The 24,037-nt window shown below is 68.6% G+C and carries 17 protein-coding genes and 4 pseudogenes; 8 read left to right on the forward strand and 13 right to left on the reverse strand.

The features are described 5' to 3' along the window. Positions 1-2: 2 nt before the first annotated feature. From ACIA8X_RS45925 to ACIA8X_RS45945, 5 genes are read right to left on the reverse strand one after another with little or no spacing between them, the layout of a single operon-like run. A complete protein-coding gene (locus ACIA8X_RS45925) occupies positions 3-794 on the reverse strand; it encodes a thioesterase II family protein (RefSeq protein ID WP_393462468.1) in 792 nt (263 codons plus the stop codon). Continuing rightward, a complete protein-coding gene (locus ACIA8X_RS45930) occupies positions 791-1,663 on the reverse strand; it encodes a hypothetical protein (protein ID WP_393462466.1) in 873 nt (290 codons plus the stop codon). Before ACIA8X_RS45930 ends, ACIA8X_RS45925 begins: the two co-directional genes overlap by 4 nt. Continuing rightward, a complete protein-coding gene (locus ACIA8X_RS45935; protein ID WP_393462464.1) occupies positions 1,660-2,985 on the reverse strand; it encodes an MFS transporter in 1,326 nt (441 codons plus the stop codon). Before ACIA8X_RS45935 ends, ACIA8X_RS45930 begins: the two co-directional genes overlap by 4 nt. Positions 2,986-2,988: 3 nt before the next feature. Further along, positions 2,989-3,222, reverse strand: coding sequence for an MbtH family protein (locus ACIA8X_RS45940; protein WP_393462462.1), 234 nt, complete (start codon positions 3,220-3,222; stop codon positions 2,989-2,991). Then, a complete protein-coding gene (locus ACIA8X_RS45945; RefSeq protein WP_393462460.1) occupies positions 3,222-9,062 on the reverse strand; it encodes an amino acid adenylation domain-containing protein in 5,841 nt (1,946 codons plus the stop codon). Before ACIA8X_RS45945 ends, ACIA8X_RS45940 begins: the two co-directional genes overlap by 1 nt. Positions 9,063-9,691: 629 nt before the next feature. Between ACIA8X_RS45945 and ACIA8X_RS45950 the strand changes: the two genes are divergently transcribed. From ACIA8X_RS45950 to ACIA8X_RS45960, 3 genes are all read left to right on the forward strand, one after another. Next, a complete protein-coding gene (locus tag ACIA8X_RS45950) occupies positions 9,692-9,958 on the forward strand; it encodes a hypothetical protein (RefSeq protein ID WP_393462458.1) in 267 nt (88 codons plus the stop codon). A gap of 239 nt (positions 9,959-10,197) precedes the next feature. After that, positions 10,198-12,945, forward strand: a complete 2,748-nt coding sequence (locus tag ACIA8X_RS45955; RefSeq protein ID WP_393462456.1) for a hypothetical protein — start codon at positions 10,198-10,200, stop codon at positions 12,943-12,945. Between the two features lie 180 nt (positions 12,946-13,125). Beyond that, a complete protein-coding gene (locus ACIA8X_RS45960) occupies positions 13,126-13,359 on the forward strand; it encodes a response regulator transcription factor (protein ID WP_393462454.1) in 234 nt (77 codons plus the stop codon). 122 nt (positions 13,360-13,481) lie between these two features. Here ACIA8X_RS45960 and ACIA8X_RS45965 read toward each other — a convergent pair whose 3' ends face one another. Beyond that, on the reverse strand, positions 13,482-14,033 hold the full coding sequence (locus tag ACIA8X_RS45965; RefSeq protein WP_393462452.1) for an AAA family ATPase: 552 nt from the start codon (positions 14,031-14,033) through the stop codon (positions 13,482-13,484). A gap of 364 nt (positions 14,034-14,397) precedes the next feature. Between ACIA8X_RS45965 and ACIA8X_RS45970 the strand changes: the two genes are divergently transcribed. Next, complete coding sequence (locus ACIA8X_RS45970; RefSeq protein WP_393462502.1) at positions 14,398-14,814, forward strand: hypothetical protein; 417 nt, start codon at positions 14,398-14,400, stop codon at positions 14,812-14,814. Positions 14,815-14,845: 31 nt separating this feature from the next. On the opposite strand, the gene ACIA8X_RS45975 is transcribed toward ACIA8X_RS45970, so the two are convergent. Both ACIA8X_RS45975 and ACIA8X_RS45980 read right to left on the reverse strand, forming a co-directional pair. Continuing rightward, a complete protein-coding gene (locus ACIA8X_RS45975) occupies positions 14,846-15,559 on the reverse strand; it encodes a serine hydrolase (protein ID WP_393462450.1) in 714 nt (237 codons plus the stop codon). Positions 15,560-16,220: 661 nt separating this feature from the next. Then, positions 16,221-16,968: pseudogene (locus ACIA8X_RS45980) on the reverse strand (AI-2E family transporter); the annotation flags it as partial. Between the two features lie 127 nt (positions 16,969-17,095). Here ACIA8X_RS45980 and ACIA8X_RS45985 point away from each other — a divergent pair. Then, complete coding sequence (locus ACIA8X_RS45985; protein ID WP_393462448.1) at positions 17,096-17,440, forward strand: hypothetical protein; 345 nt, start codon at positions 17,096-17,098, stop codon at positions 17,438-17,440. Beyond that, a complete protein-coding gene (locus ACIA8X_RS45990) occupies positions 17,437-18,498 on the forward strand; it encodes an IS5 family transposase (protein ID WP_393462500.1) in 1,062 nt (353 codons plus the stop codon). The genes ACIA8X_RS45985 and ACIA8X_RS45990 overlap by 4 nt, the downstream gene beginning before the upstream one ends. 583 nt (positions 18,499-19,081) lie before the next feature. On the opposite strand, the gene ACIA8X_RS45995 is transcribed toward ACIA8X_RS45990, so the two are convergent. From ACIA8X_RS45995 to ACIA8X_RS46010, 4 genes are all read right to left on the reverse strand, one after another. Next, entirely contained in the window at positions 19,082-19,780 is a 699-nt protein-coding gene (locus tag ACIA8X_RS45995; protein ID WP_393462498.1) for a 2-phosphosulfolactate phosphatase, read from the reverse strand. Positions 19,781-19,963: 183 nt separating this feature from the next. After that, positions 19,964-20,317 carry an antibiotic biosynthesis monooxygenase family protein gene (locus tag ACIA8X_RS46000; protein WP_393462446.1) on the reverse strand — a complete coding sequence of 118 codons (354 nt, stop codon included), beginning with the start codon at positions 20,315-20,317 and terminating at the stop codon, positions 19,964-19,966. 185 nt (positions 20,318-20,502) lie between these two features. Then, positions 20,503-21,261, reverse strand: a complete 759-nt coding sequence (locus tag ACIA8X_RS46005) for a DUF899 family protein (RefSeq protein ID WP_393462444.1) — start codon at positions 21,259-21,261, stop codon at positions 20,503-20,505. 85 nt (positions 21,262-21,346) lie between these two features. Further along, positions 21,347-22,164, reverse strand: a protein-coding gene (locus ACIA8X_RS46010) for an IS5 family transposase (protein WP_393462442.1) whose coding sequence is annotated in 2 segments (ribosomal slippage) — positions 21,347-21,813 and positions 21,813-22,164 — 819 coding nt in all. Because the reading frame shifts where the segments join, the coding sequence is not laid out codon by codon here. Between the two features lie 60 nt (positions 22,165-22,224). On the opposite strand from ACIA8X_RS46010, the pseudogene ACIA8X_RS46015 reads away from it, so the two are divergent. Beyond that, positions 22,225-23,465 (forward strand): annotated as a pseudogene (locus ACIA8X_RS46015) (UvrD-helicase domain-containing protein); the annotation flags it as partial. Positions 23,466-23,536: 71 nt separating this feature from the next. Here the strand turns inward: ACIA8X_RS46015 and ACIA8X_RS46020 are convergent. Next, positions 23,537-23,644, reverse strand: a pseudogene (locus ACIA8X_RS46020) (hypothetical protein); the annotation flags it as partial. A 166-nt stretch (positions 23,645-23,810) separates the two neighbouring features. On the opposite strand from ACIA8X_RS46020, the pseudogene ACIA8X_RS46025 reads away from it, so the two are divergent. After that, a pseudogene (locus ACIA8X_RS46025) lies at positions 23,811-23,915 on the forward strand (helix-turn-helix domain-containing protein); the annotation flags it as partial. Positions 23,916-24,037 lie beyond the last annotated feature (122 nt).

The raw sequence follows: 24,037 nt of genomic DNA on the forward strand, positions 1-24,037 counted from the left end.
GATCAGCCCCGACCTCCTCCGTGACCGGTCCCCGCACCACTCGGCTCGGGGCTCCTCGGGTCGGCGAGCAGCGACGCGAACAGGTCCGTCAGCTGCTCCGGTGCGGAGAGGAAGGCGTAGTGCCCGCCGTCGAGCACAGGGAACCGGACGTCCGCCGAGTACTCCTGCCACGGCCGGATCTGCTCCAGGGTGATCTCCTCGTCGTCGGCCCAGTGCAGCGCCGTGATGCCGACGGGCAGAGTCAGCGGACGCTGCCGGCGGTAGACACGGTTGGCGTCGAGGTCCTGGTGCAGCACCTCCAGCGTCAGCTCGATCAGGGCGGGATGCGGCTCGCCGCCCCGCTCGACGATGATCCGGCCCAGCTCCCGGCCGAGTTGCTCGTCGTCCATGTCCAGGAAACGGTCCTGCGGACAGTGGTGCGGGGGCACCTGGGCCGAGACGACCAGCCGGTGCGGCAGTGGCAGACCCCGCTCGGCCAGCAGGGCCGCTGTCTCGAACGCGGGCAGCGCGCCCGCGCAATGCCCGAACAGCACGAACGGCCGGTCCAGATAGGGCAGCAGCTGTTTCACCAGATCGGCCGCCAGCTCCTCGTAGGTGCCGTAGTGCGGCTCCCGCACCCGGTTCTCCCTGGCCGGGAGCTGGATCGGGCACACCTCGGCGGTGCCGATCATGCGGGGCCACTGAGAGAACATCGAGCCGCCCACACCGGAGTACGGAAAGCAGAAGACGCGGGCCTCGGCGTCCTCGGACGGCCTGCGCAGCAGCCGGGCGGGGAAGGGACGCGTGTCGCTCATGTCCACGACACCACGGTCTTGTCGTCGACGAAGCCGAGAATGCCCGCCAGCGTGGTACGGCGCAGCTGCGGATCGGTGTTGGGCTCGACCGCGTGGACGTGGGCGCCGTTGAAGACATAGACGTCACCGGCGTGCACGTCGACCCACTTCAGCTCGATGCCCTCCAGGGTGTCCAGGGGGTAGGGCGACCCCGTGTAGTGCAGGCCCAGTGCGTGCTTGGACGTTTCGTCGGGCCGGATGTTCCAGTAAGCGAGCCGGCCGCCGTCGCCGTTCTCCAGGCAGATGTTCAGCGCCGCGGGCTGGTACCCGGCCACCTTCTGTATCTCGAAGTCGGCCTGCTGCGGTTCGGTGCACTGGGACAGATCGTCGTGCGGGGCCAGCGCGTACTCGCCCTGGCCGTGCCAGGAGCGCAGCAGTCCGCGGCAGGCCTCCCGGTCCTCGTGCCGGGCCGGCCGTACCGTGGCGCCGTCCTCGGCCAGCGCCCTGTCCAGGCCTGCGAAGAAGATCTTCAGGGGATCGTCGGGAACGGCCAGCACGTCGTCGAGCGCCGCGGCCACCTCCGCGGTCTCGTCCAGGTATGCCGCGGTGGTCTTGTGGTAGTGGTAGGCGCCCAGGAAGTAGCCGGGTGCCTCCACGCCGCGGGCCCTCCTGGCGGGGCTGGCCCAGAACCGCTCGGCCAGCTCGGTGCAGGTGCCCGGCTTCACCATGCCGCGGAACATGACTCCCGCGATCCGGCCGTGCAGGACGTCGAGGAGCGCCCCCGGCTCGAAGGTGTCGTACTCGCGGAAGACGAAGTAGTCGGCGTCACCGCTCCAGCCGGTGAGCCGGCGGTGGGACGCGGTGCTGTTGGTCGTGGCGAACGTGGTCATGACTCCTCCAATCGGTGATCGCCGCGGGCCGGGTCGGCGCCCGTGTCCGAGTGATCCTCGGGCGGGCCGGAAGCCGGGACGGAGACCGCGGATGTCGCGCCTTGCGGGGACTGCCCCTCGTCGACCGCACGCAGCGAGGGCAGCAGCAGGACGACGGGTCCTGCGAGCACGATCAGCGCGCCGGCCCAGACCAGCGCGGGACCGACGCCGAGCGCCGCCGACGCGGGACCGGCGAGGGCGAGCCCGAGCGGAACGAACGCGAACGAGCCCACGGCTTCGTACGACATGACCCGGGCGAGCTTGTCCTCGGGCACGTTCTGCTGCAGGGCGGTGTCCAGCAGCACTTCGTAGACGTCGATGCACACGCCCGCCACGAAGGCGAGCACGGCGACGGCGGCGACCGGCGCCCCGGACGCGAGCAGGAACAAGGGCAGCGGGAAGCCCATGGTCAGCAGTGCCGCCAGCCGGAGCGGGCGGCGGGTGCGCAGCCGTACGGCCGTGGTGCTGCCGACCACGTAGCCGATGGCCTGGGCGGTGAGGATCAGGCTCCAGGCGGGCGCCCCGCCCAACTCGTCCTTGGCGACCACCGGGCCGAGCACGTAGAAGCCGCCGGCCAGCAGCACGTTCACGACGCACAGCTGGCCCACCATCACCCACACCCACTGGCGTGCCGTGAACTCCTTCCAACCGTCCCGTAGTTCCCGCACCAAAGACGTGGACGTTCCGGTCGGCGGGGTCGACTTCAGCCGGATCCCGGACAGGAGCACGGCGGAGACGAGGAAGGAGGCCGCATCGATGGCCAGAGTCGGCCCGGCGCCGACCAGGGCGACCAGGATCCCGGCGACGGCCGCACCGATGATGTTCCCGCCGCGCATGGCCAGTTGCAGCAGGCCGTTGGCGGACTGCAGGACATTCCCCGAGACCAGCTGCGGCATCACGGACCGGGAGGCCGGTTCGAAGAGGGCGGCGGCGGCGCCGTTGACGCACGCCAGCAGGGCGAGGGAGAGCGTCGAGGCGTGCTCGCTGATCACCAGCGCGGCCGCGACGCCCTGCGCGAGCCCGGCCACCACGTCCGCCCCGACCATCACCCGGTACTTGGGCCACCGATCGGCGACGACGCCGCCCAGCAGGACGAACACCACCTGGCTCGCCAGCCGGGCGGTGAGCACCAGACCGAGCCCGGTGGCCGACCCGTCCGGCAGTTCGAGCACGGTGAAGGCCAGGGCGACCGGAGCGATCGCGTTGCCGAGCAGGGAGACGGAACGGGCCGACAGGAGGCACAGCACCGAGCGATCGCGCAGGACCCAGAGGTTCGAGGACAACGGTCACCCACCCGTGCCGAGGTGCGGACCGGGTCCGGAGGCCACCAGGCCGGCCGGACGCAGGTCGGTCCAGTGCTCCTCCACATACGCCACGCACTCCGGGCGGGGCCGGTCCGCGCGGACCAGGTCCCAGCCCGGCGGGACGTCGGCGAAGGACGGCCACAGCGAGTACTGGCCCTCCGCGTTGCGCAGGACCCGGTACAGCGCATCCGGATCGTCGAAGGGGTTCGTCGTCATCAGTGGTCTCCGTTCGCAGGGGCCGTACCGGCTCCGTGGGGGGATACCGGCCGTTCGAGGGCGGCGCAGAGATGACGGCCGATCTCCGCGAGCGGGGCCGGGTGGTTCATGTTCGTGTGGGTGGTCTCGATCGGGTGCCAGACCACCTCGCCGTCCACGAACTCCTTCCAGACGTCGGGCGTGGGAGCTCCCTCGGTGCGGCCTTGCGTCGCCATGAAGAACAGCACGTCGCCCGTGATCCGCTTCGGCTCGTACGCGCCCACGATGTGCCGGTTGTGCGCCATCGCCGTCAGCAGGGCGACCAGTTGGGGTTCCTGAAGGCTGGCGAGGGCCCCCGTGTCGTTCCGCAGGATCTCCACCGCCTTGGCGATCTCGGGCGATCCCTCCTGCGGGATGACCTGCGGCCGGGACGGGTCCAGCAGCGCCGCCAGCATTTCCCGGTCGTCCAGGCGGTAGTGGTTGGGCACGCCCGGATAGCAGTCGAGCATGGTCAGCAACGCCACCTCATGGCCCTGCCGCTGGAGCTGTGCGGTCATCTCGAAGGCGACGATGCCGCCGAACGACCAGCCGAGGAGGTGGTAGGGGCCGGCGGGCTGGATGGCCCGGATCCGCTCGGCATAGTCGGCGGCCATCTCCTCCACCGTGGCGGGCATGTCGTCCGGGTGAAGCAGGCCCCGCGCCTGGATGCCGTGGACCGGGACGTCACCGGGGATGTGCTTCAGGAAGCCCGCGTAGCTCCAGCTGAGACCGCCGCCGGGGTGGATGCAGAAGAGCGGGGGCCGCGTGCCGCCCGGCCGCAGCGGCAGTTCGACCTCCAGGGCACTGTCCCCGTTGCCGATGCCGGCGTGTTCGGCCAGCCCGGCCACGGTGGGTGCCTCGAACAGGGTGCGCATCCCGATCCGAAGCCCCAGGGTGGCACGCACCCGGCTGATCAGCCGGGCCGCCAGCAGGGAGTGCCCGCCCAGCTGGAAGAAGTCGTCGTCGATGCCGACCGAGGGCAGTCCGAGCACCTCGGCGAACAGCTCGGACAGCACTTCCTCACGCGGTGACCTGGGCCGTCGGGCGCTGACGTGGCCGGTGAGGTCAGGCACCGGCAACAGGTCCCGGTTGAGCTTGCCGTTGCCGCGCAACGGCAGGGTCTCCAGGCTCACGAACGCGGCCGGCACCATGTGTTCGGGTACCCGCGCGGAGAGGTGGTCGCGCAGCTCGCCGGGACCGGGGCCGTCCGGCGATCCCGGCACCACGTAGGCGACGAGCCGCTTGTCGCCGGGCACGTCCTCGCGTACGACGACCGCCGCGCGTGTGATGCCGGGATGTTCGCTCAGGACCGTCTCGATCTCGCCCAGTTCGATGCGGAAACCGCGCACCTTGACCTGGTCGTCGGCCCGGCCGGCGAACTCCAGGGCGCCGTCCTGTCGCCAGCGCGCCAGGTCCCCGCTTCGGTACATCCGCTCGCCGGGCGCACCGAACGGGTCGGCGACGAACCGCCCGGCGGTCAGGCCGGGCTGCCCCAGATACCCGCGCCCGACGCCGACGCCCGCCAGGTACAGCTCGCCCGTGACGCCCACCGGCACCGGGTTGAGCCACTGGTCGAGGACGTGGACGCGGGTGTTGGCCAGCGGCTGCCCCACGGGGATGACACCGTCCAGGTCCGCCGGGCGCACCCGGTGGACGACGCTCATCATCGTGGTCTCGGTGGGGCCGAGCTGGTTGACCACCTCGCAGCCCCAGCGGTCCAGCAACTCCCGCGCCTCGCCGGGGCGCAGCGTCTCCCCGGCGGTGCCGACCAGGCGCAGCGAGGAGAAGTCGGCCGGGTCGGCGCCGTAGACGGTGATCGACTCCAGCAGCGAGGGTACGACGCAGAGGATGACCGTGGGACGGCTGACGCGAATGGCGTCGATGACCACACCAGGATCCCGGCTGCCCTCCTCCGGCAGCAGCGCGACGGACGCGCCCACCGCCAGCGGCCCGAAGATCTCGCGCACCGGAGGCTCGAAGGCCAGAGAGGTGATCTGCAGGCTGATGTCCTGGGCGGTGAGGCGGAACCGCCGTGCCATGTCGAGCAGCCGGTTCACCACACCGCCGTGCTCGATCAGCACACACTTGGGCCTGCCGGTGGAACCGGAGGTGTAGATGGCGTACGCCAGATCCTTCCCGCCGGTTTCGCGGACGGGCCGTACGACCGGGGCGGCGTCGAGCCGTGCGTCGGAGTCCACCCGGACCACCTCGGTGCCGTCCGGGGTGATGCCGTCGGCGAGGTCGCCCCGGCTGACCAGGAGGGCGGCCCCGCTGTCGGCGACCATGTAGCGCAGCCGTTCCGCGGGCAGCTCCGGGTCCAGGGGCACGTACGCGCCGCCCGCCTTCCACACGCCGAGCAGGGCGGCCACGGCCTCCGGGCCGCGCGGCAGGCAGATCCCGGCAACGGTGCCCGGGCCCACGCCCAAGTCGCGCAGCAGGTGGGCGTACTGGTTGGCGCGTTCGTCGAGGCGCCGGTACGTCCAGCGGACATCCTGCTGGATCAGAGCCGTCGCCTCAGGGCTGCGGTCCGTCTGCTCCTCGACCAGGTCTGCCACGGTCTTCCGGTGGGGGAAGGGCGCGGCCGTGTCGTTGCGGTCCACGACCAGCAGCCGGTGTTCGGCCGGATCGAGAACGGCGAGGCGGCCGAGCCGTGTGTCGGGCCGCGCCACCACGTCCCGCAGCAGCCGGACCAGGCACGCCGCGAGGCGCTCGGCGGTCTCCCGGTCGAAGAGGTCCCGGCTGTACTCCAGGTCGCCCAGGATGCGCTGCGGCGCGTGGGGCGCCGCACCCCCCGTGTCGAACTTGAAGGACAGGTCGAACTTGGCGGTGCCGGTGGTCACCGGCTGGGACGAGACCTCGAGTCCGGGCAGGGCGAAGTCGTCCGGGATACCGTTCTGGGCCGCGAACATGACCTGGAAGAGTGGGTGACGGGCGGCCGAGCGGGGCGGATTCAGTACCTCGACCAGCCGCTCGAAGGGCAGGTCCTGACGGTCGTAGGCGGCGAGACTGCCCGCGCGCACCCGGCCCAGCAGCTCCGCGAAACTCGGGTTGCCGGAGGTGTCGGCGCGCGTCACCACCGTGTTGACGAAGAAGCCCACGAGCTGGTGCAATGCCTGATCGTCACGGCCCGCGACGGCGTTGCCGATGGGGAGGTCGGTGCCCGCTCCCAGGCGGGTCAGCAGCGCGGCCACCGCCGCCTGGAGCACCATGTGGACCGTACAGCCGCTGCGCCGGGCCAGGGCGACCAGATCGGCGCTCAGCTTCTCGTCGAGGTCGACGGGAACCATGTCACCGAGAAAGCTGGGGTCGGCGGGGCGTGGACGGTCGGCCGGCAGCGCCAGTTCCTCCGGGGCGTCCTCCAGCGCCGCCCGCCAGAACGCGAGCTGCCCGGCCGCCAGAGTTCCGGGCCGGTCGTCGCCCTCCAGCAGACGCCGCTGCCACAGGGCGTAGTCGGCGTACTGGACGGACAGGGGCGGCCACGCCGGCGCCGTGCCGGACAGCCGGGCCGTGTACGCCTCCGTCAGGTCCCGCATGAGCGGTTCGAGCGACCAGCCGTCACCAGCGATGTGGTGCAGCACCAGGAGCAGCACACTGCGTTCGGCGCCGGTCTCGAAGAGCGTGGCACGCAGCGGCAGATCGGCCGCAAGGTCGAAGGGCCGCCGCGCTTCCTCGGTGAGCAGTCCGTCCACCTGGCCGGGGGAGGCACTGCGGACGACCAGCCGCAGCGCGGCGTCCGCCGGAGCCAGGATCCTCTGGTACGGGGTGCCGTCCCGGTCCACGTACAGCGTCCGCAGGATCTCGTGCCGCTCCACCACGTCCCGCAGGGCCGCTTCGAGAGCCGCCACGTCGACGCGGCCACTCAGGCGCAGCGCATAGGGGATGTGGTACGCCGGGTTCTTCCCGTGCACCTGCTGCAGGATCCACAGCCGTTGCTGGGAGAAGGACAGCGGGATGTCACCGGACCGGTCCGCCGGCGTGAGGGCGGGACGACTGGAATCGGCGCCCGTCTCCAGCCTGCGGGCGAGGGCCGCCGGGGTACGGGTGTCGAACAGGTCCTTGAGGGCGACCTCCACGCCCAGCAGCGCACGGATCCGGTTGACCACACGGATGGCTGTCAGCGAGTGGCCGCCGAGCGCGAAGAAGTCGTCGTCGGGGCCCAGCCTGTCGCGGTCCAGCACTTGGGCGAACAGCTCGCGGATCAACTGCTGGCGCAGGGAGCCGGAGAACGCGTCGCCCGGTGAGAGGGGGGTGTCGGCGGGGGCGTGGGGCAGGGGCGCCCCTTGTCCGCCGAGCGCGTCCCGGTCCAGCTTTCCGTTGGGCGTGAGGGGCAGGGCGTCGAGGGTCCGCAGAGAGGCGGGCACCATGTAGTCCGGCAGTCGATCCCGCAGGTGGGCGCGCAGGCCGGGCTCGTCCAGGGGGACCGACGGGTCGGGTACGACATAGGCGACGATGGCCGGCGTGCCGTCGGTGTCCTCCCGGGCGGCAGCGGCCTGCCGGACGGCGGGATGGGCCGTCAGCGCCGCCTCGATCTCGCCCAACTCGATGCGGAATCCCCGTATCTTGACCTGTTCGTCGGCTCGGCCCAGGTACTCGATGTCGCCGTCGGGCAGCCGGCGCCCCAGGTCTCCGGAGCGGTAGCCGCGCACAGTGCGGCCGTCCGCGCCGGTGATCGTGACGAAGCGCTGAGCCGTCAGTTCCGGACGGCCCAGGTAGCCCCTGGCGACGCCGGGACCGGTCACCACGATCTCGCCCGGCTGCCCGTCGGGAACGGGAGCCAGGTCCTCGTCCGCGATGAGCACGCCGAGATCGGGCAGCGGACGGCCGATCAGGCTGCCGCCGCGGTCCAGGTCCTCGCGCAACACGCGCCGGAACGTGGCGTGCACGGTGATCTCGGTGATGCCGTACATGTTGGCGAGCGCCGGAGTCCGGTCCCCGTACAGGTCCAGCCATGGCGCGAGGTCGGTGAAACGCAGCGCCTCCCCGCCGAACACCACCCACTTCAGGGGGAGCCGCTCGTCGTGGCGGGCCTCCTCGGCGACCAACTGGGCGAACGCGGTGGGAGTCTGACTCAGGACGGTCACCCGCTCCTCGGCCAGCAGCCGGCGGAACGCGGCCGGATCCCGGGCGGTGTCACCCGGGACGACGACGATCCGGCCACCGTGCAGGAGAGCTCCCCACATCTCCCACACGGAGAAGTCGAAGGCGAACGAGTGGAAAAGGGACCACACGTCCTCGTGGTCGAATTCGAACAGGGCCTGGCTGCTGTGGAAGAGCCGCAGGACGTTGTGGTGGGTTATCTCGACACCCTTGGGGCGGCCCGTGGTTCCGGACGTGAAGATGACATAGGCACGGTTTGAGGGTGCGATATCCGGTGCCGTATACGTCGCGTCATCGGCATCGTCGGGCACGTCGTCGACGTACACCACGGGTACGCCCGTGGGCACTTGGCCGGCCAGCGAGCGTGAGGCCAGGACGAGGGGCGGCTCCGCGTCTTCGAGGACCGCCCGCACTCTGGCGCGAGGGGTGGCGGGATCGAGGGGGACATAGAAGTTGCCGGTCTTCAGGACGGCGAGCCCGGCGGCCACCATGTCGGCGGAACGATTCACCATGAGGGCAACAGCCTGATCGCCTGCCGACGCGTGTGGCTGGATCCTGTTGGCCAGCGAGTTCGCGCGTAAGTCCAATTGGTGGTAGCTGAGACTTTCCTCGCCGCAGCGTACGGCTTCCCTCTCGGGATACTTTTCCACCGTTGCCGAGAATGCCTCAAGGAGGTTTTCCGAGAAGGGTGAATACTTTTCGGAAATGGCTTCTCGTATCGGCATTGATCCCCCGTACCCTCGCTCACTTCTTGAAAGGGCGGCGCGGAATCTGCATATGCAGACCGCACGCACATGAGGACGCTAGTCACCATCAGAGAAATGATCAACCACCCGTCTCTGTATGGCCGAAACGGATACGCGATCCAGGCTGCAGGGTTGGCTCTTTCGCGCAGATGGAAGGGCTGATTCGCAACCCTTCGGCAATTCTGGATCATGGCTTGAAGGGAGGCGTTTCTCCTTTGAGGGAGCGGGTACGGATCAAAAATTCTCCGCCCCGCTGGACCCCTCAGGACCGCTCAGGACCGTTCACCACCGCTCGGGACTGCGGTGGCAGGGGATTGCGCGGGGAGGGGTCCCGGTCGAGGCGGGGTTCAATGGCGGCCATGATGCGTAGAACGTCCTCCACCGCCGTCGTCGGCGTTGTTGTCGCTGTCGTGTTCGCCGCTCTCACGTCGTGTTCCTCGGATACGTCGGACGGGTCCCCGGCCGAGGGCCGGCCCAGTGGGTCCGGCTCCGGGGCGCCGGCGTCCGACCCCGGTCCGACTCCCACGGAGACGGCCTCGCTGTCGCCCTCGCCGACCGGGCCGTGCGCTGACGGGACGTGTGAGATTGAGGTCGCAGTGGGGGACGTCGTGACAGTGCCGGAAACGTACGGCCTCGGGCAGATCAAGGTGACGGCGATCACCGCCGACGAGGTCGAGATGGTCGCGCCGCTGACGGGATCGGGCTACAGCGTTTCGGGCTGTTCCGGTGGCGGCGGCGTGTCCTCGGAGGGCAGCGGCGGCGTCGGGCTCCGCTGCGGCAAGGGACCAGCCGCGACCATCAATGACGCCATGAGCCTGGAGGTCGTCGAGATCCGCGACACTGCCGCCGTCCTGCGTATCGGGCCCGTTGGGTGACGTACGAGTAAGTGGGCCCGTGGGCCCGTGGGCCCGTGTGCGTGTGGGCGTGTGGGCGTCGCTTTCTGACGTCGGGACGGAAAGGGCCTTTTCGCAGCGCCAACCATTGAGTACCGCGTGAGGTCGCCGGAGGCATATCGGCTCCAGGTACCGCCGGCTCGGGTGCTACCGTGCCGCGCAACATCAACTGGCTGTCACGCATGCGGTGTTGTGGGGGACCTTTTGGGATGGATGAGCTCATGGGCGCAGAGGACGGCGCGGAGCGCCCGGGGCTGGGGCGTCCTTGCGGTACCTATCGCCCGCAGCGAAGAAAGCTCTCCGCGTACGCGCTGCTCCTGCTGGCCCTCACTCCCTTCTCGGCCCTGACCTACCTCCTGACGATCCTCCTCTGTGCGTTCTTCGACTGGGAGGGAGCCGTCGCGGCGAGCGCGCTCGGCGGGCTGGCGTTGCTGGGGCCGTTCGCTGTCCGAGTGCTGTGGGATCGGCGGCACACAAGAGTGGAGTTCCGCCTTTACCAGAAGGGCCTCGTCGCGATTGCGGCCGACGGTACGGAAGCGGTCTATCCCTGGCATTCGACCGCTGTCTTCACGACCGGCTGGAATCGCTACAAGCTGTCCAACCCCGAGGGGACGGTCGTCACGTTCGGGGCGGCGCACCGTAGCCCCGCAATCGGCGGCGAGAAAATCCGAGGCCTGCGCACTCGTACGGTGATCAGGGGCGCGCAGCTCCCTCAGGAGGAGGAGTGGGGTCCGGCGATCCTGCAGGGTGTCCGGGACGCGCGGCTGGCCCCGGCCGTCGAAACGGCTCTGAGCGGCGGTGAAGTCTCTTTCGGAGACCTCGTGTTGAGCCAGGACGGGCTGACCATACTGCGCAGGCGCGGCCGGGACGAGTTCACCACCTGGGAGGACGTCGACTCGCTCTCCCTCACGGCCGAGGGCGACCTCATGGTCGCCTCGCGTGGGAGCGACTTCCCGACATATTTCGCCAGGCCCCGGTACCAGGTACCCAATCTGGAGATCTTCCTCGAAGTCGCCTGTCGGCTGCACGAAGGCAGGTCGCAGCCCGCACCCGATCCGGGCACACCGACTCCGGCCGCACCGACTCCAGCCGCACCGACTCCGGGCACCCCGACTCCGGCCACACCGGATCCGACCGGACCCGCGTCGGCTGCCCGCGATGACGAGGAGTCGCCGAGTGGCGTGCCGGAACTCCTGGCCCTGTACGTCACCTTCGGGGTGGGCGCGTGGGCGGCCTGGCGCCTCGGCACCCGGCAGGAGATCGACGGACCGGGGTCCGCACTCCTCGCCGTCGTCAGGGCGGCCTTCGGCGGATTCTTCGGGGCGATCTTCGGCCTGGGCCTCGCGGCAGTCCTCATGGTCGTGCCGAAGACTGTGGGCGGGCTGCTCGTCGAATCCCTGATCCGCTGGTTCCGGCACCGCCGATACGTCGCCGCGGCCGCCCTCGCGCTGTGCACGGTCGCCCCGTCGGTGGCACTGCTCCTCGTCCTGTTCCGCGCATTCCCCTCCCGTCTGGTCCCCCTGGTGGCGCTGCTTTTCTTCGGCGGCTGGACGTTGCTGCTCGCGGTGAAGCGGTGCGGTGCGTCCGAACGCCTGCTCGTGCGCCATCTCCCGGATCTCCCTGGCGTGTTTCTGGTCGTCCTCGCCGTCGAGCAGCTCTACTCCGGCGACGTACTGACCCTCACGCCGGCCGCCGGACTCTTCTTCCCGCTCGCCATCTGGCTCTCCTGGCGCGGCTGGCGAAAGTTGACGGAATCGACGCGGCCGACGGTGCAGGCGATGGCCGACATCGTCCTGTCCGTGGAACTCGGCCTGGTGCTTACCGTGTTCATGGTGTGGCTGGCCAACGTACTGTCGTTCACCCCGCTCCAAGTCACCGTTGTGCGCGGCATGGTGGAAAAGGTCCAAGGACTGACCGAGGTGCACTGGCTGTACTGGATGGCGGCCTACACGGTGCTGGCTGTCGGCAGTTACGCCGTACTGCGCTGGACGGACCAGGTCGCGCGGGTCAGAGGGCGGCTGCGCCCGGCGCGCTTCAGCGAATCCCGGCTGCCGCTGGGCATCACCGCCAACTTCGCACGGCGGTCCCTCTCAGGGATCAATATCGGCATCATGGTCGCCCTGCTGTTCCTCGTCGTTCCGGCTCCGGTGTCCGAGGGCGCATGGAAGCGGCCGGTGGCGGAGAGATACGCCCTCGAGGTTCAGCGCCGGCAGTACGCCGAGGGCTCTGCGGCTGCGTACAAGGAGATACATCAGCAGGTCTCGGCGCATCCCCGGGCCGCCGCCCGGCTGAGGGCCATGATTCTCGCCGTGCACCGGGCCGCTCCTTCGCCACCCGGAGAGCCCGTGAACCAAACGGCGCTGGACATCGCCCGACAGGTCGGCCGCTTCCAGGCCGCCACCCTCGCTCTCGACGACCCGGCGCCAGAACCGGCCCAGACCCCGGAGGCCGACGACCTCGACGGCCGGCTCGATCAGCTCGACGAGAGCCAACAGCGCACCGCAGAGCGGGAGCAGCAAACCGACCGGTTCGCCGAGCTCGCCTCCCTCGCGATCACCCGCGCCTTCGACGCCCTCGACCTGGGCGACAACCAAGCCGTACAGCTCATCAAGGAATACCTCGGCGGGCTGGTGGAGGACGGCCCGGTGAAGAAGATCTTCCACCAGTGGGGCGAAGGAATCGGCCGGCCCCCGCCCGACGGCGGCCGACTCGTGCGCATCGACGTCCGCCGCCTGACGACGGTGGCCTACGACCGCACCCGGGCGGCCGTCGAACGCGCCGACGCCGGCCTGCTCGCCTTCTATGCCCGGTTCGGCATCGGCATCCCCACGGAGGACACCTCGCTGACACCCACGATCGACCTGGCCAACCAGCACCGGTACCTGCAGCAGGGCACAGGCCCCTGCACCGGCTGCGTCAACTCCACGACCGGCGGTACCAGCACGGGCGGAGGCGGCGGCCGCCGCTGAGCCGAGGCCCGCGGGGCCCGCATCCGCCCAGCCGTACGCCGTCGGGCGGTGAGACGGCGGAGGCGATCAGGGCGACGACGCGAGCCCGGGCGCGCAGGACACCGACCCCGTCGCCCGGGCTCCGGGTCAGCGCCTCAGCAGCAGGTTTCGGCGAGGCGCTCCCTCTACTTCGCCGCTGCCGTGGCGAGCGGCGCGGTCCACCCCTTCCCCGAACTCACCGCTCGCGAACGGGATGTCCTCGACCTGATGGCCCGCGACCTGAACAACGCCGACATCACGCACCGCCTCGTGCCCCAGCCGAAGTCCGTCCGCAAGCGTGTCTCCAGCATCTTCGCCAAGCGCCGCGTGGCCGACCGTGCCGAGGCCATCGTCCGCGCCCGCGAGGCGGGGCTCGGGCGCTCGGGGGCGGGCTGAGGGAGGCACGTCACGCAGCGCCGAGTCCGCCCTCGCCGCATGGGCGACCCGCACCGGGCCAGCTCCACACGGCAGCTGCCCTCACCGTCAGGGGCGGCTGACCTCAACCGCCGGCATCGCGATCACACCCCGGAGGTTCCGCTGGCGAGGACCCGGGCCAGCACCTGGTCGGCCAACTCCTGCGGGGGCAGCTCGCCGTCCAGGAACACCGTGTCGCTGGGCAAGGTGTCGGCCGCGGCCATACATGGCGCGATCCTGTCCTTGCACCAGCGCCGAACCTTCTCGTCCTGCTCAGGGCTGTCCGGGGTGAAGACCCGGCCATCGATCCGCTGCTCCAGAACCTCTCGGGAGACCTTGAGGAAGAAGTGGTGGACATCGATGCCCGCATCCTTCAACGCACCGAAGATCTCACCGACATAGCCAGGGTCGACCAAGGTCATGGGGACCAGGACCGGGCGGCGATACTCCTCAACCAGTCCCACCGCCAGGTCGGCGACCTGCCGTCGCCACAGCCGAAGGTCCTGGAAATCGCCGGTCGGCACCTCCACGATCTCCCGCAGCACATAGCCGACCATCTCCGGGTCATAGACCAGTACCTCGGGCCAACGCGGACGCAACTCGTCCACCAGCGTGCTCTTTCCGCTGCCGAACGCACCGTTCACCCAGACGATCAACGTGATCCTCCCGCCCCGTTGCCATGCCCCCTACGTCGGGCCCGGCATGTCGGATCAGCATGCCGCGCGGTCTGGTGGGGCCAAACTCCACTGCCAGATCAGGCCCGAAAGATCGCTAAGCGGGCCGAAACCCGCTGCCGAGCGAAGCCGGCTCACGTTGTCGAGGCCACCAAGGTCGTGTCGGCTGTGGCCTTCAGGACAGACTCATTGCGGCTGGCGTGCAGGTTCAGGAGAGCGGAAGCCGAGGGCCGAGGCCCTTTGGTTCGGATGACCGAACTCTAGGCATGTGATCGCGCTCATCGAGTGCGGAGCCTCCGACGGCCTCTGTAGCCTGGCGTCGCTGTACGTCGGGGGGGAGCTGACCGTGGAGAACATCCTGTCCGTGGCCATCGGGGCCGCTATCGGCCTCATGGGGGTGTTGCTCGGTTCGTGGTTCACCGCACGCCGACAGGACCGCATGTGGCTTCGCGAACAGAAGCTCAAAGCCGGGATCGGCTTCAACACGGCCGTGGTTCAGCTACTGGACTACCTGAAGGAAACGCAGCTGAGTGACGACGGTCCCGGAGCCAACGAGTTGGCGAACCGGATGCAGGAGGCACGCTCAGCCCTCTACCTGCTCTGCGCCGACGACACCGTCGACCTCGCCGATGCTCTCGCGCGTCGCGTCTGGAGCACCCGGCCCACCGACGGCAGGGACGACCGCCGGGCCGAGTTCCGGGAGACCTTGGACCTCCTGCGCAGCTTCACCCACCAGCTTCGGCAAGAAATCGCCAGACCGTAGTAGATGCCCTCCTGGGGCGGTGTTGGTGCGGCTAATGGGTGATGGGGGGTACGGGAGGGGGGTTGCTGCAGAGGGCGTGGATGGCTGTTTGGGTTGCTCGCTCGACGGTGGTGATGCCGTGGGTCATGGTGGGGCTGCCGTGGGAGAGAACGACGATGTAGAAGGGGCGTCCATGGGCTTCGATTCGTCCCATGGTGTTGATGGTCCAGCGTTGTGTGTGGGTGCGTTGTAGCCAGCCGTTTTTGAGGCGCCAGCGGCTGCCTTCCGCGGATACTCCCCAGTCCTGGTCGGCGTCGATCCGGCCCATGTAGGTCTGGATGAGGTCGCGTGAGGTTTTGCTGAGTGGTGAGTGGTTGGTGAACACGGTTCTCAGCAGGGTGAGTTGGTCGGTGGCGGTGGTTTGGGTGAGGCCCCAGTGGGTGTCGGGTCCTGGGGTGGTGGAGGTCAGTCCGAGGGCTTTGTTGGCGTGGGCGAGTCCTGGGCCGCGGCCGATGCGTCGCCATAGGGCGCCTGCGGAGTCGTTGTCGCTGCTTTGGATCATTGAGGCGGCGGTGGAGGTCTCCCAGGGGGTGAGGGAGCGTTCTTCGCGTTGGGCTTGCAGGAGCAGGGCGGCGAGGATGTTCACTTTCGCGAGGCTGGCGGTGATGTGTTTCTGTGAGCCGTACACCGCCCGTCGGCTGGTCCTGGGCTCCAGAACGGCGACGGACACCTGAGTGCCGCTCTGCGTTCGGATCGGTTCGAGCAAGCGAGAGAGCGCGCTTTTCACTTCGGTCTGGGCCGACGTCCGCGTGCTGGGACTGCCTGGCGGAGCCGGGGCCGGCTTGCGCTTCGCCGACGTTATTACCTCCGGGCTCTGCGCCGGGGGGCGTCCGACCCGGTGTTCGGTGGTGGTGTCGGCGGAGGCGACGCAACTGGTGAGGAGTATGCCAGCTGCTGAGCATGCCAGTGCGAGGTGCATGCGTTCGCGGCGGGTGCCGGCGTTGTCGTGCCCGGCGGGGTCGGGCGAGAAGGACTGGTGCCTCCTTCCACGGGGTGGACGGGGGGTGTGCTTCGGTTTCATCGGGAACCTCAATCGGGCAAAGGGGCGGCAGCTGGAGGGGCAGTCGGCATGTCCACAGTCTTTTCCGGGGTGAGGCGCGCCGCATCCTGGAGCGTTTTCCCTCTGTTGGCGTAACGCGCGCGCCGTGGGGGCTGTCTGACGGTCTCTTGGAACCCGGGGTGAAGGCCTGTCTGTCGTGGCCTGGTGCGTCTGCTCCGCGCGGCCTTGCTGTGGGAGGCAGGTGCACCGGGCTGTGGTGTGTGGTGGTTTGTGTGTCACTCGTGGTGGTGAGTGGTTGGGGTGTTTGGGGGTGTGCGGCAGTGGGTGGCGGTGGGGGTGGGCGGGGTGTGGAGGGTGCCGGGGGTGTTCAGGGGGTGTGGTTGTGGTTGGTGTGGGTTGTGTTCTGTTCGGTGTTGCCGCTGGTGGTCCGCAGTGTTTGGCGGATGGACCAGGTGACGGCTACGAGTGGTACGGCTACGACGGCGCCGATGACTCCGGCGGCGACGGCTCCGCTGACGACGGCGAGTGCGACGACGACGTGGTGGAGCTGGACGGCCCAGCTCATCACGATGGGCTGCAGGAGGTGGCCCTCGATCTGTCCGATGACCACGATCAGGATTACGACGAGCCCGGCGGTGAGGTGAGGGGCCCTTTCGAGGCGAGTGCGACCACGGCCGCTACGGCCAGGGCGATGGGGAAGCCGATCAGGGGGATGAAGGCGGCGAGGAATTCCAGTAGTGCCAGCGGGAGGGCGAGCGGTACGCGCAGGGCGGCCAGGGCGATGCCGACGAGGGTGGTGCGCTGCCGTGCTGCCGGGGGGAGCTGTTCGCACAGCCATTGCCACTGCCGGTCGCCGGAGTGGGTGAAGAAGATGGCGCAGAACAGGGCCAGGGCGAGCACGGTCAGTACTTCGAGGAGCCGGCTGGCGCCGCTGAGTGCTTCGCTGGCCAGGGTGGAGCGGTGGCTGGAGAGGAGCTTGCCGATCCGGGACTGCAGGTCGTCGAACACATCCGGCGGGAGGGGGGTTGTTCCAGGCGGCGTTCGATGCGGTCGATTCCAGCCACGAACTCTTTCTCCAGGCCGGTCCGCTGGTCTGCCACGGCCTCGCCGACCAGGGTGCGACTTCTCATTTCGGTGTCACCAGTGGTTCTCATCTGGATGTAATGAGCCCTTTTTCAACCTCAGCAGGGCTGTTGACGCGGCTCGCTCCTGGTTGAGCCAGGTGGAGACTGTGGGGGCAAGATGACCTATGTGCCCACCATGGTTGTTGAGATCCACGTGCCGTTGCTGCCGACGCCCGGCCTGTCGGACGGCTCCTACCTGTTTCCCTGGATCGAGGAGGTCGAGGACTTCCTGTCCGATCTCGAAGACCAGGGTGACGTGGAAGTCTTCGATGAGGGAGAGGAGGACGGGGACGTCTACGTCTTCTTCATCACCGGAGCCGCTGAGGGGGATCTTCTGGCGGTGGCGTCCCGCGTGGCCACCCTTCCTGGCATCCCTGCGGGAACCGTCGCGGTCGTCAGTAGCGACGAGGTCGAGGAGTTCGGTCTGGGACCACGGGTGGCACTTCCACTGCCTGCACTCTGAAGACCGGTCCGGAGCCTGTGTTCAGTTCAGCCCTACGGTTCCTGGCCGGGAAGCTGACAGCCCTGCGCCGTGAACGCGGAACACGGTGGCGCCGGCTCGGAACGGCGCGGCAGGCACTGCTGGTCCTGGCCCACCTGCGATGCGGACACACCTACGCCCAGCTGGCCACCGGGTTCGGTATCAGCCTCAGCACCGTCTACCGGTACGTGAGCGAGGCCGTCGGACTGCTGGCCGCCCTCGCTCCCGGCCTCGCCGAAGCGGTACGCGCCGCTTCCCACAAAGCCTTCGTGATCCTGGACGGAAGCCTCCTGCCGATCGACCGCATTGCCGCTGTCAGGCGCTCGGTCGCTCCCGAGGGGGGGCTGACCACGAAGGTCCACCTCGCGGCTGACGGCCGGGGTCTGCCCCTGGCCATCGTCGTCACACCGGGCCGTGTCAACGACTCCACGATGTTCGACACGGTCTTGGACGCGGTGCGGGTGCCCCGGCCTTCGGCCGGGCGGCCCCGTCGCAGACCGGAGAGTGTCATCGCGGATAAGGCATATTCCTCGCGGGCCATCCGGCTCGGCTTACGCCGACGCCGAATCCGCACGGTCATCCCGGAACGGGCCGATCAGGCCGCTGGCCGGAAGCGGCGCGGGGCAGCCGGAGGGCGGCCTCCGGCGTTCGACGCCGAACAGTACAAGGCCCGCAAAGTCATCGAACGCTGCTTCAGCAGGCTCAAGCAGTTCCGGGGCCATTGCCACCCGCTTCGACAAGCTGGCAGCCCGCTACCTCGCTGGACTGCACCTCGCCTCGCTCATCCTTTGGCTCCGCGAGCCAGGGGGAGTCGCCCAGGTGGGTCGGCAGTGACGAGACATCGGTCTTCAGTCCCACCAGTTGAACAGCAGGTCGCTCAATGCCCCAGGGTGCCAGTAACGGATCTGAGTGAGCTCCACCTCCGCCAGCTCAGTCACATCCACCCCGGACATCGGCGTACTCAGATCCTCAACGGGCAGGCAGCGGAAACCGGCGCCTTCGAAGCCAGCCACCCACGGCGGAGGGTCCACGAAGCTTGACAGCGGCTGCCCTGGCACAGGAGGTGCACTGGCGAAGGCGATGATCGGCAGGTGTGCGTGGCACAGAACGACATACGCCTCCAGTCGGCTGGTGATGGTCACCGAGTGGAAGTTGGACGCCCCGGCGCCGGCCAGCTCGCTGACACGGCCCCTGATCCCTCTTGCGGCTTCCCAGCAGACACTACGAAAGAGCGTCACGTCCGTCTCCGGAACCAGTTCGTCACTGTGGCCCCAAAACCCAGTCGCTCCACGCTCAAGCCGCATCAACGCTCTCCTTCTCCACAAGGAAATCGTGCCACGGCAAGACCAATTGTCAGACACGGCCTAGGCGAAATACGGCCGAACACCGGCAGCCGCCTCCCACTTGCCCAGCCAGCGCCCCAGAAACAGCATCCCAAGACGGAACCGGCCGCCGAGAAGAGCCCTGCCTGATACCCAACGCCACCATGCCAAGAGCCGGACCCCCAAGGCGCCGATTGCGCCGGCCCCATCCCCACCCGGCCACCCTCCGGCAGAACCCCCGCACACGACACCGCCCTGATGGGGTGAGCGCTGCCACCTGACAGCCCAAAGTCCCAACAGGTCAGCGGATACCGGACGGAATGTCAGACACCGCAACAGGACGGAGCACCATGAGAGATTCCTCCCGGCGAGCCACCATCGCAAAGGGGAACCTGTCGATCTCCAAGCAGAGATCGACATCGTCCGGATGGAATCCACTCCGCAGACCACCAGCAAGGTCCGCCGCAGCACGAGAAGTCCTCGCACGGCGCAGATACGGAGCCGCCTCGACATCACCCCCGGCCACACACTGGCCAATGTACTCAGCGCAGGCCAGATCCTCGTCGGCCTGACCGCCCTCGCCGGTGACAACAAACGTCACCGGACCGCAATCCGCAGCCCGCAGAAACCGTGCAGTCGGGCCGGCCACCACAAAGCTCGCACACAAAACCAGCGGCGCGCCCGCAACGGCCAGCGCACCCACAGTTCCTGCTGTCGTCTTCTGCACCAGCGTGCGCCCAGCAAAATCACATGACCTCAGCAAGCCAGGTGAGTTCACCGCATCGAAGCCCGCTGCCGGAGCCCCGTCCTTCAAAGCCAGCCAACCCGGGCGGCTTTCCTTCAAAGCGAGTGCCTCACTCTCCGTTGAGGCCAGGACGATCCTCTCGACTCCACGCGAGAAGGCCCAAGCAGCTACGGTGAAGGCGCGCATGACATCGATAACGACCGCAACACGAGGAACGCCGGTCAACTCGGGGATGCCAACGAAGTGATGGTCCATCACACCATTCTGACGTCCCTGGATCACCAGAAGATCACGACAGATCCGGCTGCCACCCGCGATGACGGCCAGCGAGGTCGATGCCCGGTACGACAACGAAGCCACCCCGTTCGATGCGAGCTCATGGCGGGACAGCCGCTGAAATGACGTCGGCCGGTCAGCTGCCGTCGGGCTCTGCACGACCTACGCCCGCATGAACCCGTGGCTCCGCTCCACCTTCGCCACATGCAGCGTGTAGCTCTGATACCACTCGACTTGCCCACGCCTTTGCGCCGCGCGGTGCTCGGCGTTACACCGCCACTCCGTGAGAGCGTCGGCGTCGCGGAAGTACCCGACGGTGATGGACAACCCACCAGGAGTATGAGCCTGGTCCATCCCCAAAAACCCAGGAACATCCTTCACCAGATCCTCCATACGCGCGGCAGTCTCGCTGTAGCCACTCTGGTCCTCGGTCCGCGCCGCAGTGAAGACAGCCACGTAGTAAGGGGGTTCATAGGCCTTAACGGGCGCGACAGGCGCCTCGGAGTGATCGCTCATGGCACCAACGTAAGACAGACTGCGCCCAACGATCGGCGTCCCGGCACCGCCAGCATCACCCCATCAGGAACCTCGTTCGACTGATCAAGACCGCCGAACGGCAATCGGACGCCTTCTGAGCGGCTGCGTGCAGCGGGCGGCGGGAGGTTTTGGGCGACGGCTGGGCTGTTGCTTCGGGCCCGGCTTCAAGAGCAGCAGCCCGAGCTGCCCGTGCTGGCCTGTCCATCGTGGAGGCCGTCGTCGTGCCCGGCCGCGATCCGTGCCCATTGCGCGGTCGGCCGCCCGTCCTTGCGGAACTGCTGACCGCGGGTCTCGTAGGGCTGTGGCCAGCCCGGTGGGCAGTCCTCCCAGGTCTCCTGCCGTCCGTAGACAGTCATGTCCAGGATGCCGTACGACGCCGCCATGGGTTCGACGCCGCGGCCCGTGGTCCAGTACGTCTCGTAGACACAGTCCCCGTCGCGGAGGTAGCACGCCTTCATCCCGAAGTGGCGACCGGCGATGAGCCGTTCGTGAGACTCGGCGGGTACGGAGTACCACGGCAGCTCCCAGGCCATGAAGCGGCGGTAGCGGTCCGACTCCTCGTAGGGCCCCTGGCAGAAGACAGCGAAGGTGACGTCACGCTGGTGCAGATAGGAAAGTTCACGGACCTGGCCGGTGAAGAAGGTGCAGCCCTCACACTGCTCGGCGGCGGGGCGGCCGTCATGCCACATGTGATACGACACGAACAGCTGGGTACGGCCCTCGAAGACGTCGATCAAGGGGACGGGTCCCTTGCCTCCGACGAGCAGGGTCGAGGGGTCCACCTCGGTCATGGGCAGGCGGCGCCGGGCGGCGGCGATCGCGTCGCCCTCCCGGGTGTGCGCCTTCTCCCGGGCGCGCAGGGTGTCGATTGCCGCCAGCCACTCCAGACGGGAGACGACAGGCGGCGAGTTCGTTGCAGTCATGTCCGTACTGACCCTGCAGCCCGCAAGAACTCATCGTTCGACTGATCAAAACTCCGAACGGAATGCGGACGCCTACTTACTGTCCCTAACAAAGCCGTTGGACGTGGCGGTGGGTGATGAGGCAGACGGCAAGTGCGAGGAACGCTTCGTGGATGTCGTCGCGTCGTTCCCAGCGGATGCGTAGGCGGCGGAAGCCGTGGAGCCAGGCGATCGTGCGCTCGACGACGTAGCGGAATGTCCCCAGGCCAGTGCCGTGCGGCTCGTCTCGCTTCGCGATCACGGAGTGGATCCCGCGTCGCCGGAGCAGGCGGCGGTACTTGTCGTGGTCGTAGCCGCGGTCGGCCAGGAGAGCGTCGGGTCGTCGGCGTGGTCTGCCGACCCGCCCCGCAATGGCAGGGATCTTGTCGAGCAGAGGCAGGAGCTGGGTGACGTCATTGCGGTTGCCCCCGGTCAGCGACACCGCGAGCGGGATGCCCTGCCCGTCGACGATGAGGTGGTGCTTGCTGCCCGGCCGTGCTCGGTCGACCGGGCTGGGCCCGCTTTTGGGCCCCGCCGGGCCGCGCGGACATGCGAGGAGTCGATCACCGCCCGCGACCAGTCCAGCTGGTTCTTCGACCGCAGCTTCTCCAGCAGCAGCACGTGCAGCTGGTCCCAGACCCCGGCCTCGTTCCAGGCCGCCAGGCGCCTCCAGCAGGTCATGCCCGAGCCGAAGCCCAGCTCTTGGGGCAGATACTCCCACTGGATCCCGGTGTGCAGGACGAAGAGGATCCCGCACAGAGCCTGCCGGTCCGGCACTCGAGGTCTGCCCTCGACCATCTTCGGCGCCGGCTCCGGCAGCAACGGCTCGATCAGCGAGCACAGTTCATCCGACACGATCCAGGGCCGCGACCGACGTTTCCCCACGACCAAACCAACGACAGACCACACCGATAATCACGTGATCAACAGCTTTTGTTAGAGCCAGTTAACGCACCCCGCCGCCCGGCCTGGCGAACCGGACAAGCCCTCGGCATCACCAAGGCCATCCGCATCGGCGACCGCGAGGTGACACAAAAGGCCCTCTCCAACGCCGCCCTGCGCACCGTCACCCGCTTCTGCCACCCCGCCGACGAGGCCATCACCCGCCACCACGTGCCCCACATGCGCGGCCTCTAAGACAAAGACCTCCACGCCGAACTCGCCGCCCACATCGCGCCGTTCGCCCGCAAAGCCTGGGCCGACCTGCAACACCCCGACGACGGCACAGTTCGCTTCGACCACGACCACTACCTGAAAATCTGGGCCCTCACCCTGCCGCGCCTCGACGCCGCCTTCCTGCTGCTGGACGAGGCCCAGGACACCAACCCCGTCATCGAGCAGGTCTTCCTCGCCCAGCGCGACCGCGCCCAGCTGGTCATGGTCGGCGACTCCGCCCAGGCCATCTACCACTGGCGCGGCGCCAAAGACATGATGGCGGGCTTCGACGGCACCCAGCTTGCCCTGTCGCAGTCCTTCCGTTTCGGCCCCGGTCTAGCTGTGGAAGCCAACCGCTGGCTGCACCTCGCCGACGCCCCGATCCGCCTCACCGGCACCCCCGCCGTGCCCACCGAACTCGGCCCCGTGACCCACCCGGACGCCGTACTGTGCCGCACCAACGTCGGCGCCATGGCCCAGGTCATGACCCTCATGGCCGCCGGATATCGGGTTCCCCTGGCCGGGGGAGGAGACAGCCTGCAGGCCCTCGCCCTCGCGGCCCGCGACCTGAAAGAAGGCCGCCGCACCCACCACCCCGAACTCATCCTCTTCCCCTGCTGGGGAGACCTGCAGGACTACGCCGCCCACGACCCGGCAGGACGCCACCTGCAGCCCCTGGTCAACCTCGTCGACGCCCACGGCACCGACGCCATCCTCACCGCCGTTGCCCAACTCGTGCCCGAGCCGCATGCCCAGGTCACCGTCACCACCGCCCACAAGGCCAGTGGACGCGAATGGCCCCGCGTGCAATCGCCGACGACTTCTCCCGCCCGAACGACACCGCAAACGACCAGCCGGACACCACGACATCACCCGAACCCATCGACGATGCTGAAGCCCGTCTCGCTTACGTAGCAGTCACCCGCACCCGCCAGCGCCTAGACCTGGGCGGACTGTCCTGGATCCACAACCACCCCAACAGCCAGCCGCCCCATGAGGGCAAACACCTCCCGGCGGACCGGCTCCTATGAAACACATGCCGGACCGACACCCGCAGCCCAGCACTCCACAGAGAGGCGGGGTGGTTCCCGCCGTCCGTCGGTCAGGTAGCCGAAGGGATGCGCGCGGCAAGTTCCCGGGCTAGCCGTCGCGCCGTCTCTGCTTGGTCTCCTGCGCCGTCGGCGAGTTGCACCAGGATCGTCAGCACCTCGTGTGCTTCATCAGGTCTCCTTGGTGGATACTCCCGGCTTCAACCGGGAGAGGAAGCGAAGCTCCTGCGGAGCAGGGCAAGGGGCTGTGATTCGCCGCCTGGGCGGATCGCAGTGTTTTGACCCGCAGGTTTGATCTTCACATTTGGTCGCACTAATTTGTGACGCATGGCAACTTCCCGCGTGAAGCGGGCTTTTAAATACCGCTTCTATCCGAGTGATGTGCAGGCGGCTGAGCTGTCGCGCACGTTCGGATGTGTGAGGAAGGTCTACACCTCGCGTTGGAGGCCCCTACACGGGCAGGGTCATTGCATGTTCGGGATCTGTCCGGGTTCGTCACGTGAGGCCGAGGGTTCGTAGGGGCCGGAGGTAGTCGCGGCCGGCGTGGCGGAGGG

Source organism: Streptomyces sp. NPDC051738, assembly GCF_044453205.1.
Lineage (GTDB): Bacteria > Actinomycetota > Actinomycetes > Streptomycetales > Streptomycetaceae > Streptomyces.

Coding starts and splice junctions, on each gene's coding strand:
- ACIA8X_RS45925 (WP_393462468.1), bottom strand. CDS start 794: ATGAGCGACACGCGTCCCTTCCCCGCCCGGCTGCTGCGCAGGCCGTCC.
- ACIA8X_RS45930 (WP_393462466.1), bottom strand. CDS start 1,663: ATGACCACGTTCGCCACGACCAACAGCACCGCGTCCCACCGCCGGCTC.
- ACIA8X_RS45940 (WP_393462462.1), bottom strand. CDS start 3,222: ATGACGACGAACCCCTTCGACGATCCGGATGCGCTGTACCGGGTCCTG.
- ACIA8X_RS45945 (WP_393462460.1), bottom strand. CDS start 9,062: ATGCCGATACGAGAAGCCATTTCCGAAAAGTATTCACCCTTCTCGGAA.
- ACIA8X_RS45955 (WP_393462456.1), top strand. CDS start 10,198: ATGGGCGCAGAGGACGGCGCGGAGCGCCCGGGGCTGGGGCGTCCTTGC.
- ACIA8X_RS45985 (WP_393462448.1), top strand. CDS start 17,096: ATGACCTATGTGCCCACCATGGTTGTTGAGATCCACGTGCCGTTGCTG.
- ACIA8X_RS45995 (WP_393462498.1), bottom strand. CDS start 19,780: ATGGACCATCACTTCGTTGGCATCCCCGAGTTGACCGGCGTTCCTCGT.
- ACIA8X_RS46000 (WP_393462446.1), bottom strand. CDS start 20,317: ATGAGCGATCACTCCGAGGCGCCTGTCGCGCCCGTTAAGGCCTATGAA.
- ACIA8X_RS46005 (WP_393462444.1), bottom strand. CDS start 21,261: ATGACTGCAACGAACTCGCCGCCTGTCGTCTCCCGTCTGGAGTGGCTG.